This is a genomic window from uncultured Sphingomonas sp. (genome assembly GCF_902806265.1).
Lineage (GTDB): Bacteria > Pseudomonadota > Alphaproteobacteria > Sphingomonadales > Sphingomonadaceae > Sphingomicrobium.
Window position 1 is genome coordinate 63,036 of the sequence record NZ_CADCVZ010000061.1, and the last position, 14,877, is coordinate 77,912.

The 14,877-nt window shown below is 66.7% G+C and carries 12 protein-coding genes; 4 read left to right on the top strand and 8 right to left on the bottom strand.

Translation table 11 applies throughout. The features are described 5' to 3' along the window. Window positions 1–9: 9 nt before the first annotated feature. Window positions 10–795 (bottom strand): ABC transporter ATP-binding protein, encoded by a 786-nt coding sequence (locus tag QZX62_RS11420; protein WP_294174560.1) that lies wholly within the window; start codon window positions 793–795, stop codon window positions 10–12. Continuing rightward, on the bottom strand, window positions 795–1,886 hold the full coding sequence (locus tag QZX62_RS11425) for an MlaE family lipid ABC transporter permease subunit (RefSeq protein ID WP_294174561.1): 1,092 nt from the start codon (window positions 1,884–1,886) through the stop codon (window positions 795–797). The genes QZX62_RS11420 and QZX62_RS11425 overlap by 1 nt, the downstream gene beginning before the upstream one ends. A gap of 89 nt (window positions 1,887–1,975) precedes the next feature. Here QZX62_RS11425 and QZX62_RS11430 point away from each other — a divergent pair, with 89 nt between their 5' ends. The 3 genes from QZX62_RS11430 to QZX62_RS11440 are packed head-to-tail and all read left to right on the top strand — an operon-like array spanning window position 1,976 to window position 4,558. Then, a complete protein-coding gene (locus QZX62_RS11430) occupies window positions 1,976–3,109 on the top strand; it encodes a CDP-alcohol phosphatidyltransferase family protein (protein ID WP_294174563.1) in 1,134 nt (377 codons plus the stop codon). Further along, entirely contained in the window at window positions 3,109–3,876 is a 768-nt protein-coding gene (locus QZX62_RS11435; protein WP_294174565.1) for an NTP transferase domain-containing protein, read from the top strand. The genes QZX62_RS11430 and QZX62_RS11435 overlap by 1 nt, the downstream gene beginning before the upstream one ends. A gap of 10 nt (window positions 3,877–3,886) precedes the next feature. Further along, window positions 3,887–4,558, top strand: coding sequence for an HAD family phosphatase (locus tag QZX62_RS11440; protein WP_294174566.1), 672 nt, complete (start codon window positions 3,887–3,889; stop codon window positions 4,556–4,558). Window positions 4,559–4,572: 14 nt separating this feature from the next. On the opposite strand, the gene QZX62_RS11445 is transcribed toward QZX62_RS11440, so the two are convergent. The 4 genes from QZX62_RS11445 to QZX62_RS11460 all read right to left on the bottom strand — a co-directional run bounded on the left by QZX62_RS11445 (window position 4,573) and on the right by QZX62_RS11460 (window position 7,440). Further along, window positions 4,573–4,812, bottom strand: a complete 240-nt coding sequence (locus tag QZX62_RS11445) for a hypothetical protein (protein ID WP_294174567.1) — start codon at window positions 4,810–4,812, stop codon at window positions 4,573–4,575. Between the two features lie 208 nt (window positions 4,813–5,020). Next, entirely contained in the window at window positions 5,021–5,350 is a 330-nt protein-coding gene (locus QZX62_RS11450; RefSeq protein WP_294174568.1) for a hypothetical protein, read from the bottom strand. 261 nt (window positions 5,351–5,611) lie between these two features. After that, window positions 5,612–6,919 (bottom strand): cystathionine gamma-synthase family protein, encoded by a 1,308-nt coding sequence (locus tag QZX62_RS11455; protein WP_294174570.1) that lies wholly within the window; start codon window positions 6,917–6,919, stop codon window positions 5,612–5,614. 158 nt (window positions 6,920–7,077) lie between these two features. After that, window positions 7,078–7,440, bottom strand: coding sequence for a hypothetical protein (locus tag QZX62_RS11460; RefSeq protein WP_294174571.1), 363 nt, complete (start codon window positions 7,438–7,440; stop codon window positions 7,078–7,080). A gap of 321 nt (window positions 7,441–7,761) precedes the next feature. Between QZX62_RS11460 and QZX62_RS11465 the strand changes: the two genes are divergently transcribed. After that, window positions 7,762–10,053: a PAS domain S-box protein gene (locus QZX62_RS11465; protein ID WP_294174572.1), complete on the top strand. Its 2,292-nt coding sequence runs from the start codon at window positions 7,762–7,764 to the stop codon at window positions 10,051–10,053. A 145-nt stretch (window positions 10,054–10,198) separates the two neighbouring features. On the opposite strand, the gene QZX62_RS11470 is transcribed toward QZX62_RS11465, so the two are convergent. Beyond that, entirely contained in the window at window positions 10,199–12,505 is a 2,307-nt protein-coding gene (locus tag QZX62_RS11470) for an EAL domain-containing protein (protein ID WP_294174574.1), read from the bottom strand. 134 nt (window positions 12,506–12,639) lie between these two features. Beyond that, window positions 12,640–14,577: a M1 family metallopeptidase gene (locus QZX62_RS11475; RefSeq protein WP_294174576.1), complete on the bottom strand. Its 1,938-nt coding sequence runs from the start codon at window positions 14,575–14,577 to the stop codon at window positions 12,640–12,642. Window positions 14,578–14,877 lie beyond the last annotated feature (300 nt).

Sequence of the window (14,877 nt, forward strand, 5' to 3'; positions counted from 1 at the left end):
TTTCCCCGCCTACGCCGCCGCCGCAGCGCGACCGCGCGGCCCATTGAAATATTCCTGGATCCACGGATGATCCATTTGCAGCAAGCGATCAATAGTATCGACCGCGATCACCCGCCGGTCGGCCAGCACCGCGACGCGGTCGCAGATGGCGTACAGGCTATCGAGGTCGTGGGTGATCAGGAACACGGTGAGGTCGAGCTTCTTCTGCAGCGACCGAATCAGCTGGTCGAACGCCTGGGCGCCGATCGGGTCGAGTCCGGCGGTGGGCTCGTCGAGGAACAGCAGTTCAGGATCGAGCGCCAGGGCGCGGGCGAGGCCGGCCCGCTTGCGCATGCCTCCTGAGAGCTCGGAAGGATATTTGTTGCCCGCTTCGGGTGGCAGGCCGGACATGGAGATCTTGTAGCAGGCAATCTCGTCCATCAGCTCGGTCCCGAGCTTGGGGAAATATTCCCGCAACGGAACCTCGACGTTCTCGGCCACGGTCAGGGTGGAGAACAGCGCGCCGTTCTGGAACAGGATGCCCCAGCGGCGGCGGATGTTCTTGGCCTCGTCCTCTTCGCGGCCGATCATGTTCTCGCCCAGCACTTCGACGCTGCCGGCCGTCGGCGTCTGCAGGCCGATGACCGAGCGCATCAGCACCGACTTGCCGGTGCCCGAGCCGCCCACCACGCCGATGATCTCGCCGCGGCGGACGTCGAGGTCGAGATCCTGGTGGACGATCTGGTCGCCGAAGCGGTTCTCCAAGCTGCGCACCTTGATGATCGGGGAGGCCCCGTCGGGCAGCGTGATCGACATTAGATCCACCCGATCGAGCTGAAGAAGATGGCGAACACCGCGTCGAGGATAATCACCAGGAAGATCGACTGCACCACCGCGGCGGTGGTCTTGAGGCCGACCTGTTCGGCGTCGTTAGCAACCAGCATGCCTTGAAAGCAGCCGGCCAGCGCGATAATGAATCCAAACACCGGCGCCTTGATGAGACCGACCCACAGGTCGGTTGCAGGGACGACTTCCGCGATGCGCTGGACATAGGTCAGCGGCGGGATTTCCAGGCTGATCCAGGAGAACAGTCCGCCGCCGAAAATTGCCATCAGCATCGCCCAGAAGGCGAGCAGCGGCATCATGATCACCGTTGCGATCAGCCGCGGAATGACGAGCGCCTCAATGGGCGACACTCCGATGGTCCGCATCGCGTCCACCTCTTCGGTGATCTTCATGGTGCCGATCTGCGCGGCAAAGGCGGAGCCCGAACGGCCCGCGACCATGATGGCAGTCATCAGCGGCCCCAGCTCACGCACGGTGATCCGGCCGATGAGATTGATGGTGTAGACCTCGGCGCCGAACTGCTGCAGCTGCACCGCGCCCTGTTGACCGATGACGATACCGATGAGGAAGCTCATCAGCCCGATGATGCCGAGCGCCCGCACGCCCACTACGTCGAACCGCTGCACCACCGCATTGTAGCGGAAGCGCTTAGGATGGCGGATGAGGTTGAGAAAGCCGACCAGCGTTGCACCGAAGAAGCCGAGCAGGCCGACCAGCGTTCGTCCCGCCTCCATCGTCCAGGCACCCAGTTCGGCAACGGCGCCGCGCTCGCCGACTGGGCGGACCGGCGCCGGGTGATCGGCCTCCGCCACTTGCCGGAGCAATTCCTGGAGCTCGGACGAGGCGCCCGTGACCTGTGCACCGCGGTCGCGCACCGAGCGGTGGATGAGCCACGCACCAACCGTGTCCATGCGCTCGACGCGGCTCAGGTCGATGGTCAACGGGTCGGGGGTGTTCTCAAGCTCGCGCGCGACCGAGCCGGCCCGCACGATGGTGAGAGCGCCGGCTGGGCTGAAGATGCTGCCGTTGAGCTGATCGGAGGGAGCCAGGGTCGCCGCCATAGCGCGCCGACTTGCGCGAAAACCGGGGCATAAACAAGGCGGAGCTCCGCTGCCCTTTTCTTGCCAAGCTCCTATGTTGAGAGCCCGCCATGTTGCAAAGCAGCCGTCCCGTGCCGTCCCCGGCCTTTCTCACGATCGGCAACACGGACGCGCGCCTATTTGGGCAGCCGGCGCGGGAGCGGGCGGAGCGGCTGGCGGCCAATGCCGGGCTGAGCGTCGTCGGGGGGCTGCCGAGCGCCGGGCCGGTGCTATTGGGCAATCTCGCCTATGCATGGGATCCGGCCTGGTTGAAGGAGCTTGCGCGTCGGCCAGGCACCGCGCTGGTGAAGAGCGGGGTAGCGGTCCTGGTGCATGCGTCCGACCAGGCTGCGGCGGAGCTGGCGCTGGCGGTGATGGGTGAAAACCGGGCGCTGCCAGGCGACGAGTTCGAGGTGCTGGATGCCGACACCGCCCAGCTCAGCTATTTCGAGCTGCGCAAGCGCGAGCGGCCATTCGCCATGCCGCTGGCCGCGTCGAACAGCCTGGCGGTCGAGCGGGCCTATTACGACGCCGCCTACAAGGGCGTCACCGACCTTCTCACCCTCTACCTCTGGCGGCGACCGGCCTTCTGGCTGACCCGTTGGGCGGCGATGGCGGGGCTAACCCCGAACGTCGTGACCCTCGTCGGTTTCGTCTTCTGCGCTGCGGCCTTTTGGCTGTTCTGGGAAGGTCACTACTGGGCGGGCTTCGCGTCCGGATTCGTGTTCATGGTGCTCGACACGGTGGACGGCAAGCTTGCCCGCTGCACGGGCCAGTCGTCGAAGTGGGGCGACGTGCTCGACCATGGCGTAGACCTGCTGCACCCGCCCTTCTGGTGGTGGGCCTGGGTCCACGGGCTGGGCGCGGCCGGACACCAGATCGAGGAGGTGTACAAGGGTTCGCTGCTAGCGGTGATCGTCGGCACCTACGTGCTTGGCCGGATCATCGAGGGCTGGTTCAAGAAGCGCTTCGGCATGCACATCCATGTCTGGCGGCCGATCGACAGCCGCTTTCGCCTGGTCACGGCGCGGCGCAACCCGAACATGCTGATCCTGTTCTTCGCGCTACTGCTCGGGCGGCCCGACGTGGGGATCGAACTAGTCGCGCTGTGGTCGGTGGTGAGCCTGATCTTCCACGCCGTCCGCCTGGCGCAGGCCGAGACGCTGAGCGAGCGCGGCGGCGCCGTCGTGAGTTGGCTTGATTGATGCGGGAATGGACCGCGCTGCTGCTCGCGGGCTCCCGGCCCGGCGGCGACCCGCTGACCCGCTCGCTCGGGACCGACTATAAGCCGCTGATCCCCGTAGCGGGTGAGCCGATGGTGCTGCGACCGTTGCGAGCGCTGTTGGCCAGTGCTTCGGTCCGGGACATTCGCGTGCTGACCCAGTCGCCAGAGCGGCTCGCCGGAAGCCTGCCTAACGACCCACGGGTGCGCGTGGAGGAATCCCGCGCCACTATCGCGGCTACCCTCGAGGCGATCCTTGCCGATCCCGCGACGCGCTTTCCGCTGCTGGTGACGACCGCGGACCATGCGCTGCTTACCTCTCCCATGGTCGAGAGCTTCCTTGCGGGCTCAGCTGACTGCGACATCGCGGTCGGACTGGTCGAGAGCGGTCCGTTGCTCCGGCGCTTCCCGGACGCGCAGCGGACCTGGCTGCGGGTCGGCCGCGGGCGCTACAGCGGGGCGAACCTGTTCGCGCTGAACACGCCGGCAGCGGCCCGGGCGGTCGCCAAGTGGCGCAGCGTGGAGCAGGATCGCAAGAAGGGCTGGCGGGTGCTGCTGCAGCTCGGCCTGCCCTTGTTCCTCGGCGCCGTGCTGCGGGTGCGGAACCTCGACCAGACCGCCGAGGGCCTCGGGCGCAAGCTCGGCATCCGGGCCAGGGCGGTGGTGATGGACGATCCGCTGGCCGCGATCGATGTCGACAAGCCGGCCGACTACAGCCTAGTGCAGGCGATCCTGGCGGGACGCGCCTGAGCGGCCAACGATGAGCGACTTGGCCATTTACGATATGGACCGCACGGTGACGCGGCGGGCGACCTATACGCCGTTCCTGTTGCACTGCGCGGTCCGGCGGGCGCCGTGGCGGCTGATCTTCCTGCCGCTCGTGCTGCTGTCCATGCTGGCCTACGTCGCAAAGCTGATCGGCCGCGCCAAGCTCAAGGAGCTCAACCACCAGCTGCTGATCGGGCACTGGATCCACCCGCGCGAGCTGAAGCCGCTGGTGGACAGCTTCGCCGACAAGCAGGTCACCGCCAACATCCGCCCGGGCGCCCGGGCCGCGATCGCCCGCGACAAGGCGCAAGGGCGGCGCGTGGTGATGGCGACCGCCAGCTACCGGCTTTACGCCGCGGCAATCGCCGAGCGGCTCGGCTTCGACGACGTGATCGGCACGGGTTCGGTGATCGGCCTGGACGAGCGGGTGCGCGCGCGGATCGAGGGCGAGAATTGTTATGCCGACGCCAAGCTCAGGATGATCGCCGACTGGGTGGAGAAGTCGGGGCTGCTCGGCCGTCACGGCCATGTCCGCTTCTACTCCGACCACGCCAGCGACGCCCCGGCGTTCGAGTGGAGCGACGAGCCGGTCGCCGTGAACCCGCACGCGCGGCTTGCCCGGCTCGCGGCTGAGCGCGGCTGGCGGGTGGAGGATTGGGGCTAAAGCAACGCGCGGCGTCAGTCTTTGCGCGCGCTGGCCAGCAGCTTGCGCGCAATCTCCCGCACCGCCTCGTCGTCGCCGGTGCCGTCCTTGCCCGGATCCCCGAGGTGATCGAGGCTGCGTTCGATCGTGTCGATGAGCCCGGGCTGCTGCGCTTCGCCGTGCCGCACGACGTGGAACAGGATGTGCTCCACCGCCATCTCGCGCTGACGAGCCTGCACGGCGCTTGTGGACGGTGACCGGTCGGTATCGTTCATGATGGCTGCTCCCGTTTGCTGGCGAGCGCCCGATGCGGAGGAAGGTTCCCGTCGAGACCTCAGCCCTTGTGGGAGCGCATCGGAGCGTCCGCTATCGACCCACTGGAGACGTTCGCTTACCGCGTGTGCGTTATTCAGCTATGTAAGGCGCCACAAGCAAACAGCCCCCGACCGAGGTCGGAGGCTGTCTTTGAACCCAGCGGGTCAGTTATTGCCGCTGGAGCGCCCGAGCGATAGCTGTGGCTTCGCCCCTGTTGGTATTCTCAGCAGTCGCCGTGCAGGGAGCAGCGTCGGTGCCAGCTTGCGACAGAACGGCTACGGTGGTGCCGCAGACGTTAGCTGCTAGCGCGATGGGGATCTGCACAACTGCAGCAATCGGGACCTCAACGGCCAGGTTATTCCTGCTGATGACCTCCTCGATGTTCACCCGGATGTTGCTCACGTCCACGTTCACAAGCCCAGCCTGCTGAGCCGATGCAGGAACTCCAACGGAGGCGGTGCCGAGCGCGATGGCGGCGGTAAGCATGAACTTACGCATAACTAATCTCCTTGGATCGCATCATTGCGAGCGGCGACTGCCCAGAGAGGCTAGCCGCTGACACCCAATTTCGTGGGGTGTAGCGCTTCAACGCTCAAGGGCCGCGAAAGACGTTAACAGCAGTTCATCTAAGTCGAAGCGAACTGCTGACGGGGCCAGCCGCCTTGCCACTTCGGTCGGAAAGCAGCCCTTTTTCTCATCCGTTCGGGTTATAACGGTGAACGTCCGCTTTCCATCCCGAAGCAGATATTCGCCTTTTCACTAGACCGCCTTCAACGCATTCTCGAAGTCGGCGATCAAGTCGTCGGGATGCTCCACGCCAATCGAGATCCGCACCAGGTTGTCGGTGATCCCCAACGCCTGCTTACGCTCGTCGGGCACCGACAGGTGGGTCATGGCCGACGGCGCGCTGGCCAGCGTCTCTGTGCCGCCCAGGCTGACGGCGAGGTGCGCGATGGTGAGGCTGTCGAGAAAGGCGAATGCCTCCTTCTCGCCACCCTTGAGGTAGAGCGAGAAGGTCGAGCCGGCGCCCGTGCAGTGGCGGCGGTAGATGTCCGCTTGCCGCGAACCTTCCTCTAGAAAGCCGAGGTAGCCCACGCTCTCGACCTTGGGATGGCCGCGTAGGAATTCGCAGACTCGCACGGCATTCTCGCCGGCCCGGCTCATGCGGAGCTCCAAGGTCTCCAGCGAGCGCAACAGCATCCACGCCGTGTTCGGGTCGCAGATGGTGCCGATGGTATTGCGCATGGAACGGATCGGGTCGAGCCAGCGCTTGGCCCCGACCAGCCCGCCCGCGACCAGGTCAGAGTGCCCGCCGGCATATTTGGTCAGGCTGTAGACCGACACGTCGGCGCCCTGCGCCAGCGGCTTGGCCCACAGCGGCCCCAGGAACGTGTTGTCGATGGCGATCGGCGGCCGCTCGTCCTCGCCGAAGGCGGCATCGCGGGCGGCGCGGACCGCTTCCACGTCGACCAGCGCGTTGGTCGGGTTGGCGGGGCTTTCGAGGTAGATCATCGCAACCCGGCCGCGCTCCTTGGCGGCAGCCACAACCGCGTCGATCTCCTCGCGGGTCGAGCCGCTCGGGAAGTCGAGCCAGGTCACGCCGAACCGGCCGAGGATCTTGGCGATCAGCGTCTCGGTCGCGGCGTAGAGCGGGCCCGAATGGACCACCACGTCGCCTGGCTGGACGAAGGTCAGCAGCAGGGTGGCGATGGCCGACATGCCGCTGGAGAAGGCGAGGCTGTCCTCCGCCCCTTCCCACAGCGCCAACCGGTCCTCGAGGATCTCCTGGTTGGGGCCATTGAAGCGGGAGTAGACGAGGCCCTCGGCGCCGCCAGGGCGCTTGCCGGTGATGCCTTCGAAGAAGCGTTTCCCGTCCGCCGCCTTCTCGAACACGAAGGTCGAGGTCAGGAAGATTGGCGGCTTGAGGGAGCCTTCAGATAGCGCCGGGTCGAAGCCGTGGCCCATCATCAGGGTCGAAGGGTGGAGCTGGTGGTCGCCGATGGCGGTGGGCGAGGGCTTGGGTGCGCGCTTGGTGGGCGCGCCGGACAGTTCGGACTCGTCGGTCATGTGGGGGCGTTAGCGGGAAGAGACGGAGCCGTCACGGGAGTAAATCCCGTGATGTCGATCGGCTCGCCTGGCGGCGGCCGTCGGCCGGCTGGCGCCGTCTCTGCGCGCAACCTCGCGTTCGCTGGCGCAAACGCTCCGTTGCGCTCGGCGGCTTCAGCTTAGCACCGCCAGCTGCCGCCGCCCCACCAGCGCCGTTCGCAATTCTGGTTGTTCTGTATCCACCGCGGATAGCTGCGCTCGGTGCGCTCGTGCCACCAGTCGTTGTAGCTGTCGGGCTCGAACGTGCGGTTGTTGTAGAGCGCCCACTCGCCGCCGTAGCCGTAGCCGCCGAGCACCACTACGTCCCGGCGGCGCCGGTCGCGGCGGCGGTCGTCGCGGCCGTCCCGTCCTACCGCGTTGCCGAAACCAAGCCCAGGCGAGCCGACGGAGGCGCCCGGCGCCCCCGACAATTGGGCGGCGGCAGGCGTGGCGAACGAGGCGCAGGATAGCAGCGCCGCCACTCCGAGCAGGGTCCATCGCATGCCGCCTTCTCCTTCTGGGATTTCGGTGGGGCAACGCGCCAGCGTTAACCATGTTGCGGTTGTCCAATGATGGGACAGGCTGAGCCGACACCGTTCAACGCGGATTGCGCCCGCGGGCCGCAGCCGACCCGCTCCATGTGACGCGTTCACGAGCTGCATCTGCCCCCGATAGTCGGCATTTGGAGCTTCCGCCTTGGCGATCGGCCGCTTCGGGCGTAGCGTCCGCGCATGACGGGGGTGCAACCACGACCCGAGACATCGGGGCTTGGGCAGGCTGGCGCGGTTCCGGACGGGCCTGGCACAGGGCTTGGTTTTGCCCAGGTGCTGAGCATTGCCGACGCTCTGCCGATGCCGATCGCGGTGCTCGATCGCGCGTTCCGCTACCGGTTCGTCAACCGGCCGTTGGCCGAGTTCTTCGGGGAGGAGCGGCGCACGATCCTCGGTCGTCCCATGGCTGATCTCCTTGGCGAACAAGCCTTTGCTGCACGCCGGGCGCTGCTGGATGCGGCGTTGCGCGGCGAGCGCCAGTGGTTCACGGCGGAGTACCAGCACCCCAAGCGCGGACCGCTGGCGCTGGAAACGGAGTATATCCCGCAGCTCGGCGACGATGGCGCCGTCATCGGCGTGATCGCCATCGTCCAGGACGTGACGGAGCAACGCTTTGCCGAGCAAACGCTCCGCGAGTCGGAGGCGCGCTTCCGCCGGATCGCGGATTTCGCACCGGTGATGATGTGGGTCACCCGGCTCGACCATCATCGCGAGTTCGTCAACGAGGCTTATCTCGAATTCGCCGGCATCGCCCGCGGCGACATGAATAGTCATAATTGGCGCGAGTGGATCCACCCGGCAGACTTTGACGGGGTGGTAAGGGAGAGCTTGGCTGGAGAAGCCAGCCGGCAGCCCTTCACCCTGGAAGCGCGCTACCGCAGGCACGACGGCGAATGGCGCTGGCTGAGGTCCGTATCGCGTCCGCGACTCGACCCGCACGGCGAGCTGCTTGGCTTCATCGGCGCGGCGTTCGACATAACGGTGGCCAAGGTGGCGGAGGATGAGCTGCGGCGGGCGGTGGCTGACCGTACCGCCGAACTGTCGGCCAGCGAAGACCGGTTCCGCGCCGTGTTCGACACCGCGCTGGAGTATATGGCGCTGATGACGCCTGGCGGCGAGTATCTGGAGATCAATCGCACCGCGAGCGAGCTGATGGGCCTCGGCCCGGAGCAGGTCCGCGGCAGGAAAGCCTGGGAACTTGCCCCCGTGGCGCACGACCCCGATGCCGCGGCGGCAATGCGGCGGTTGATCGAACGGGCGGCGGCAGGAGCAACCGCCGAAAGCGAGCTGACCGTCGGCGTCGGGCCGCACAAGGCGACCCATCTCGCTTCGGTCAAACCCGTGTTGGGCGAAGACGGGAAGCCGATCTACCTAGTGGGGGAAGCCCGGGACGTGTCCGAGCTGCGCGGGGCGCAGGAGCAGCTCCGGCAAAGCCAGAAGATGGAGGCGCTGGGGCAGCTCACCGGCGGGATCGCGCATGATTTCAACAACCTGTTGACGGTGGTGGTCGGCGGGTTGGACCTGATCGCCAGGCGGGAGGCCGACCCCAAGCTGCAACGCTACGCTCAGAACGCGCTGGAAGCGGCCGAGCGCGGCGCCCGGCTGACCGCCCAGCTGCTCGCCTTCAGCCGGGTACAGCGGCTGGAGGTGCGGCCGACCCATGTCGAACCGCTGATCGAGAACATGCGTTCGCTGCTGCGCAACGTGCTGGGACCGGGCATCGCCAAGGAGTTCTTCCTCGACACGCACTGGGTGCCGGTGCTGGCCGACCCGACGCAGCTTGAGCTTGCCGTACTCAACTTGGCCATCAACGCGCGGGACGCCATGCCGGACGGCGGAGTGCTGACATTTCGCACGGAACGGGTGGAGGTCGCCGCCGATCCGGAGCTGGAACCGGGCGAGTATCTCAAGCTCAGCATCGGCGACACCGGGGCCGGCATGCCGGCCGACGTGGTCGACCGGGCATTTGAACCCTTCTTCACTACCAAGGAGGTCGGCAAGGGCACCGGGCTTGGGCTTTCGATGGTCTATGGAGTTGCGCGCCAGTCAGGCGGAACCGCGCGCATCGACAGCGCTCCAGGCGAAGGGACCTGCATCGAGCTGTTCTTCCGCAAGGCGCAGGAAGACGCCCTGGCGGAGGGTGAAGGCGGGGACACAGGTGCCGAGCCCAGCCTGCCGGTAAGTGCTTCGGTGCTGGTGATCGATGACGACCCTGTCGTCCGCGAGTTCGTCGCTGCGACCTTGGCCGATTGGGGGTACGCTGTCCGGGAAGCCGGCGATGGCACAAGCGGCCTTGCGGCTTTCCGAGAATGGCGCCCGGATGTAGTAGTGGTCGACTTCGTCATGCCGGGCATGTCCGGCGCCGATGTCGCGCGCACCATCCTGCAAGATCAGCCGGGGCAGCCGATCCTGTTCGTGTCTGGTTATAGTCAAACCGACGCCATCAAGCAGGCTGCTCCGCAGGCGCCGATGCTGGCCAAGCCGTTCCGCGCCGAAGCGCTGGACGAGATGGTGCGGGGGCTGCTGGCGGCGCGGGTGGCCGGGGTGGCTGGTCCGAACGCTTAGCCGAGTCCCACCCCGCAGAAGCTATGGGAATGAGTCCCCATCACGTCAGGCCTGTCGCTTCGCGCAGGCTGGCCGGCAATCGGCGGCTCCAAGCGCAGCGTCGCGGTTGCAAGGCAACTCCTCCCCTGCGCGCGGCGCCTCTTGCTTACCCCGCCAGCCGCTTGGCGTTCAGCCCCAGCACCATCTGGTTGGCACGATCGTAGGACAGCGGCTTGCCGAACAGATAGCCCTGGATGGTGTCGCACCCGAGATCGCGCATCCGCTCGAAATCCTCGGCGGTTTCCACGCCTTCGGCGGTGATCGACATGCGAAAGCTCTTGGCGAGCTGCACGATCGACTGGATGATCGCGACGTTGCCCGGGCGGGTGCCGGCTTCCCGAACGAAGCTGCCGTCGATCTTGAGCTTATGGAAGACGGCCTTGTTGAGGTAGCCGATCGAGGAATAGCCGGTGCCGAAATCGTCCAGCGCGATCCCGACCCCCAGCGTGCGCAGGCGGCCAAGCACGCCCAGAGTGTGAGTGTCGTTGTCGAGGAACACGCCCTCGGTGACTTCAAGCTCGATGCGGTTGGCGGATAACTTGTAGCGGCCCAACGCCTGGCTCACCATATTCGGGAGAGCGGGCAGGATGATCTGCTTGGGACTGATATTGATCGCCACCGTGATCGGTTCGGGCCAGGACGCCGCGGCGCGGCAGGCTTCGTCAATCACGAATTCGCCGATTGCGGCCATGAGCCCGCATTCCTCGGCCACGGGGATGAACATGTTCGGCGGCACGAACCCGCGACGCGGGTGATTCCACCGCAGGAGCGCTTCAAAGCCGACCAGCTTTTGGGTTTTGGCGTCGACCAGCGGCTGAAAAGCGAGGTGAAACTGCCGCGAGCTGATGGCCGTGCGAAGGTCGGATTCCAGTCGGACCCGGTCCTCCTGCTCCGACTGCAGCTCATGGCTGAAGTAGCGGGCGACACCGCGGCCGGCGTCCTTGGCTTGATAGAGCGCCAGGTCGGCCTTGAGGATCAGGTCGTCCACTGTCGCACCATCAATGGGACCAAAGGCGCAACCAACGGAAACGCCGATGCGGATCTCAGTGCCGTCGATGAGGTAAGGCTCGGCGATCGAGCCGATGATGCGGTCGGCGAGTTGTTCCACCTTTTTGCGGCTTTGTGCGTCGGGGATCACCACAGCGAACTCGTCGCCGCCCATGCGGCCGACATGGCCGTCGGGACCGACCTGCTCGCACAGGCGCTTGGCGACGGCCTGCAGCACCGCATCGCCCTTGGGGTGGCCGAAGGTGTCGTTGACCGGCTTGAAGCCGTCGAGGTCGAGAAACATGATGGAGCAGGGGACGCTGCTGGCCATGGCGCCGCGTAGCGCCTCCCCGAGCAGCTGCCGCACCCGGCCGCGGTTGGGCAGCCCGGACAGCACGTCGACGTTGGCGAGGTGCGTGAGGCGCTCCTGCGTGTGCCGGATGTCCGTGATGTCGGAGCCGACGCCGCGGAAGCCTTCAAAGCGGCCGGCCGTATCGATGATCGGGTCGCCGGCCATGGAGATCCAGCGTGTGCCCCGGCCGGTCCGGACCTCCATGTCGAGCTGGGTGAAGGGCTGCTTGGCGAGCAGCACTCGGCCAAGGTCGGCGTGGCCGCCCAGCAGGGCCGGTAGCGATTGCCCGAGCAGTTGACTGGAGGGCTTGCTGAGTAGCGCGCTCATCCGGCTGGAGATGTAAGTCACCCGGTTCTCGCCATCGATCTGCCACAGCCAGCCCACGCCGCGCTGCTCATATTCCTGGAGGAGCAAGGAAGCGCTTGCACTTTGTGTACCCATCACAGCGTTGGTCTTGAGCTGGTCGAACGCCCAGCGCGCGACGATCAGCACGCCAAAGATCGACACGCCAAGCGTGAACAGGATGGCCAGCATGTGCTGAAACGGGATGCTGCTGCGCGCGAGAAGGAGGGCGGCGGCGAGACCGGCGGTGAATGCGCACATCCAGGCGCTGGCGCAGGCGGGTACCACGACCAGGCCGAGCCCGGCGACGCCGACACCGGCAATAATGGACCCGGCAATGACCTGATCGGCCGGGCTGAGGGACGGGAACAGCCATAAGGGCAGGCTCAGCCACACGGCTGCCCGACCAAGTACGTCGCCGATCATCAGCCCGGGCGGAACCGGACGTCCCGAGCGGCCGACGCAGGTGACCGCATGCCCCTGCGCCCAGCGCATGGCGGCGAAGTTGCACGCGCCGACCAGCGCGGTCCAGGGCAGGAGCAGCTCGCTTCGGGCCGAGCCCCACAGCGCAGCGGTAAACAGGATTGCGGCCATGATGTTGGCGGCCGCGAAGAATGGCGCGAACTCGCCGCGGGAGATCAGCTGCACGTCCTTCAGCGGAGAAGGGGCCTGCTCCTCGGTGGCCATCGCAGCAGCCACCGACTCGCCGCCCGGCAGGCGGGCAGAGATCATGCGTTTGAATCGATCAGGGGCTTCGTACACGGCGCCTCACTTCTCCAGCTCCCAAGCCGGGGTAGGCGAAGAGGGTTGAGGCGGAGTTAAGATGCGGCCCTGAACATCCCGCCATCGGCACTAACCGAGAAAGGCTACAGCTTCAGCTCGTCGAGCTCGCGGGTGACCAGCGGATGATAGAGCGGGCGGGCCTGGCGGTACACCCGGCGGGCGATCGGCCGGCCCCAACGCCGGTCGTCGGCGAGTGCCTTGATCAGCGGCCGGACGAACTTGCGCCGCCCGTTGCCGGCGAGAAAGCGTTCGAGTGCCGGGACTGCCGGGTCGAAGCGGTTGGCCACCGCAAGTTCCAGCCAGGCGAACAGCACTTCATTGTTGCCGGTGGCGCTAAGGCCCAACGCACCGTCCAAAGCGGCCAGGCGCCCCGCCGGCAGCTTGCGTGGCAGCCGATTGAGGAAGCGGAGCCGCTCGTCCGTGTTCCAGCCGCGCCATGACGTCGCGTCCGGAGCTTGGCCGCGCCCGAAGGCTGCGATGGCTGTATCCACTTCCGCAAAGGCCTTGAGGTCGTCGGCTGCGACGTTGCCGGGGATGCCTGCCTGGTAGACCCAGCGGTCGAGCTGCAGCTTGGCTTCCAGAGCGCGGTCGCCGCGGATCAGGTGCTGGCGGAGATCGGCCAGGAAGATGGCGGAGGTGACGGGCTGAAAGGCGTGGCGGTCGAACCAGCCGCGCAGCCAGGCGTCGAACCGCTCGCGCCCGACCGCGGCTTCGATCGTGCGGAGAAAGGCGGCGCCCTTTTCGTAAGCGATGTCGGTCAGGCCAACGTCCGGGTGGCGCCCTTTGAGGTCGACGTGCAGGCGGGTGTCGGCGCTACTCGCACCGCCGTTCTCCTCCACCGCCTTGCCCAACGCGTCGGTTCCGAGCGCCACCTGCTGCGCCGCGACCTCACGCCCGTAGATCGCCTCCACGATGCGCCGCTCGGCGTAGGTGGTCGTGCCCTCGTTCAGCCAGAAGTCGGCCCAGGTGGCGTTGGTGGCGAGGTTGCCCGACCAGCTGTGCGCCAGCTCGTGCGCGATCAAGCTGGTCAGGCTCTTGTCGCCGGCGATGAAGGTCGGGGTGAGAAAGGTTAGGGTGGGGTTTTCCATTCCGCCGAACGGAAAGGACGGAGGCAACACGATCATGTCGTAGCGGCCCCAGCGGTAGGAGCCGAACAGCCGCTCGGCCGCGATCACCATCTTCTCGGTGTCTTCCAGTTCACGCGCCGCGGCCGGCAGGGTCTCGGGTTCGGCCCATACGCCGGTTCTGGCCCCGAGCGGCTGGAAGCGGATGTCGCCCACCGCAAGAGCAATGAGATAGGGTGCGACCGGCTTGTCCATGCGGAACTCGTAGCTGACCAGCTCCGGACTGCGCTCCGTGGAGCGCCCGGCGCCGAGCGAAGGCGCGCTCATGACCGGCCTTAATCCGCTCGGAACGGTGATCCGCGCTTCCCAGGTCTGCCGGATGCCCGGCGAGTCCTGGGTCGGAATCCAGGTGCGATTGAAGGTCGACTGGCCTTGGCTGAACAGAAAGGGCTGGCGCTTGCCCGCGGTCTGCTGCGGGTTCAGCCACTGCAGCGCGCCTGCATCGGGCCGGCTGCGATAACGGATCACGACCCGGCGGGTGTCGGGCTTCAGATCGATGATGAAGGGCGTGCCGAGCTGCTTGTCCTCCGGCCCGAAGCGGTATGGCAGGGCCGAGTTGGCGGCGTCGGTTACGCCCTGCACGACGTAGCCTTGCCGATCGAGGACCAGCTGGCGAGCATCGGCTTGCCGGTCGATGTCCAGCGTGGCGGTGCCGCCGATCGTCTGCGCCTTGAAGTCGACGGCAAGGTCGAGCGCGACGTTGGTGACCCGCGCTTCGAGTGGCTTGGCGTAGCTGTGCGGATCAACCGCGTCCGCCGTGGCAAGCACCGGAGCCGCGATCGCTGCCGGGAGCGGCACCGGAGCCGCCTGCCCAGCACTTACCCGCGCAGGGGAGCCGACAATCTGGCATGCCGACACGGCAAGGGCGAACAACAGGAGGAATAGGGCGCGGATCATGGATCGATGGATTACCCGCCAGGACGCTCAACGCAAGCTGAACGGAGCTGGCCAGGCGCCTGGGTCCCGCAACGGTCGCGGCAGCAGCACGTTGACGGCGGTTGTTCAAGCGGAGTAGGCCAGCGGCGTGACGATGTTTCTTGCACCCGCGGCCTGGTGGCGCTCCTTGTTGAAGCCCGGCGAGCGTGCGCGACGATGGCGAAGCTGACCAGCTGACCCGACCGACCGACAGCCCGCCATGACCTGGCGGGCTTTTCTTTTGCGCACAACTTCCCAGGATTACCTCATGATCATCGTTCT

What these genes read in the sequence shown, in the direction of transcription:
- QZX62_RS11420 (WP_294174560.1), bottom strand. Translation starts at nt 795, where the DNA reads ATGTCGATCACGCTGCCCGACGGGGCCTCCCCGATCATCAAGGTGCGC.
- QZX62_RS11425 (WP_294174561.1), bottom strand. Translation starts at nt 1,886, where the DNA reads ATGGCGGCGACCCTGGCTCCCTCCGATCAGCTCAACGGCAGCATCTTC.
- QZX62_RS11430 (WP_294174563.1), top strand. Translation starts at nt 1,976, where the DNA reads ATGTTGCAAAGCAGCCGTCCCGTGCCGTCCCCGGCCTTTCTCACGATC.
- QZX62_RS11435 (WP_294174565.1), top strand. Translation starts at nt 3,109, where the DNA reads ATGCGGGAATGGACCGCGCTGCTGCTCGCGGGCTCCCGGCCCGGCGGC.
- QZX62_RS11440 (WP_294174566.1), top strand. Translation starts at nt 3,887, where the DNA reads ATGAGCGACTTGGCCATTTACGATATGGACCGCACGGTGACGCGGCGG.
- QZX62_RS11445 (WP_294174567.1), bottom strand. Translation starts at nt 4,812, where the DNA reads ATGAACGATACCGACCGGTCACCGTCCACAAGCGCCGTGCAGGCTCGT.
- QZX62_RS11450 (WP_294174568.1), bottom strand. Translation starts at nt 5,350, where the DNA reads ATGCGTAAGTTCATGCTTACCGCCGCCATCGCGCTCGGCACCGCCTCC.
- QZX62_RS11455 (WP_294174570.1), bottom strand. Translation starts at nt 6,919, where the DNA reads ATGACCGACGAGTCCGAACTGTCCGGCGCGCCCACCAAGCGCGCACCC.
- QZX62_RS11460 (WP_294174571.1), bottom strand. Translation starts at nt 7,440, where the DNA reads ATGCGATGGACCCTGCTCGGAGTGGCGGCGCTGCTATCCTGCGCCTCG.
- QZX62_RS11470 (WP_294174574.1), bottom strand. Translation starts at nt 12,505, where the DNA reads ATGATCTCTGCCCGCCTGCCGGGCGGCGAGTCGGTGGCTGCTGCGATG.
- QZX62_RS11475 (WP_294174576.1), bottom strand. Translation starts at nt 14,577, where the DNA reads ATGATCCGCGCCCTATTCCTCCTGTTGTTCGCCCTTGCCGTGTCGGCA.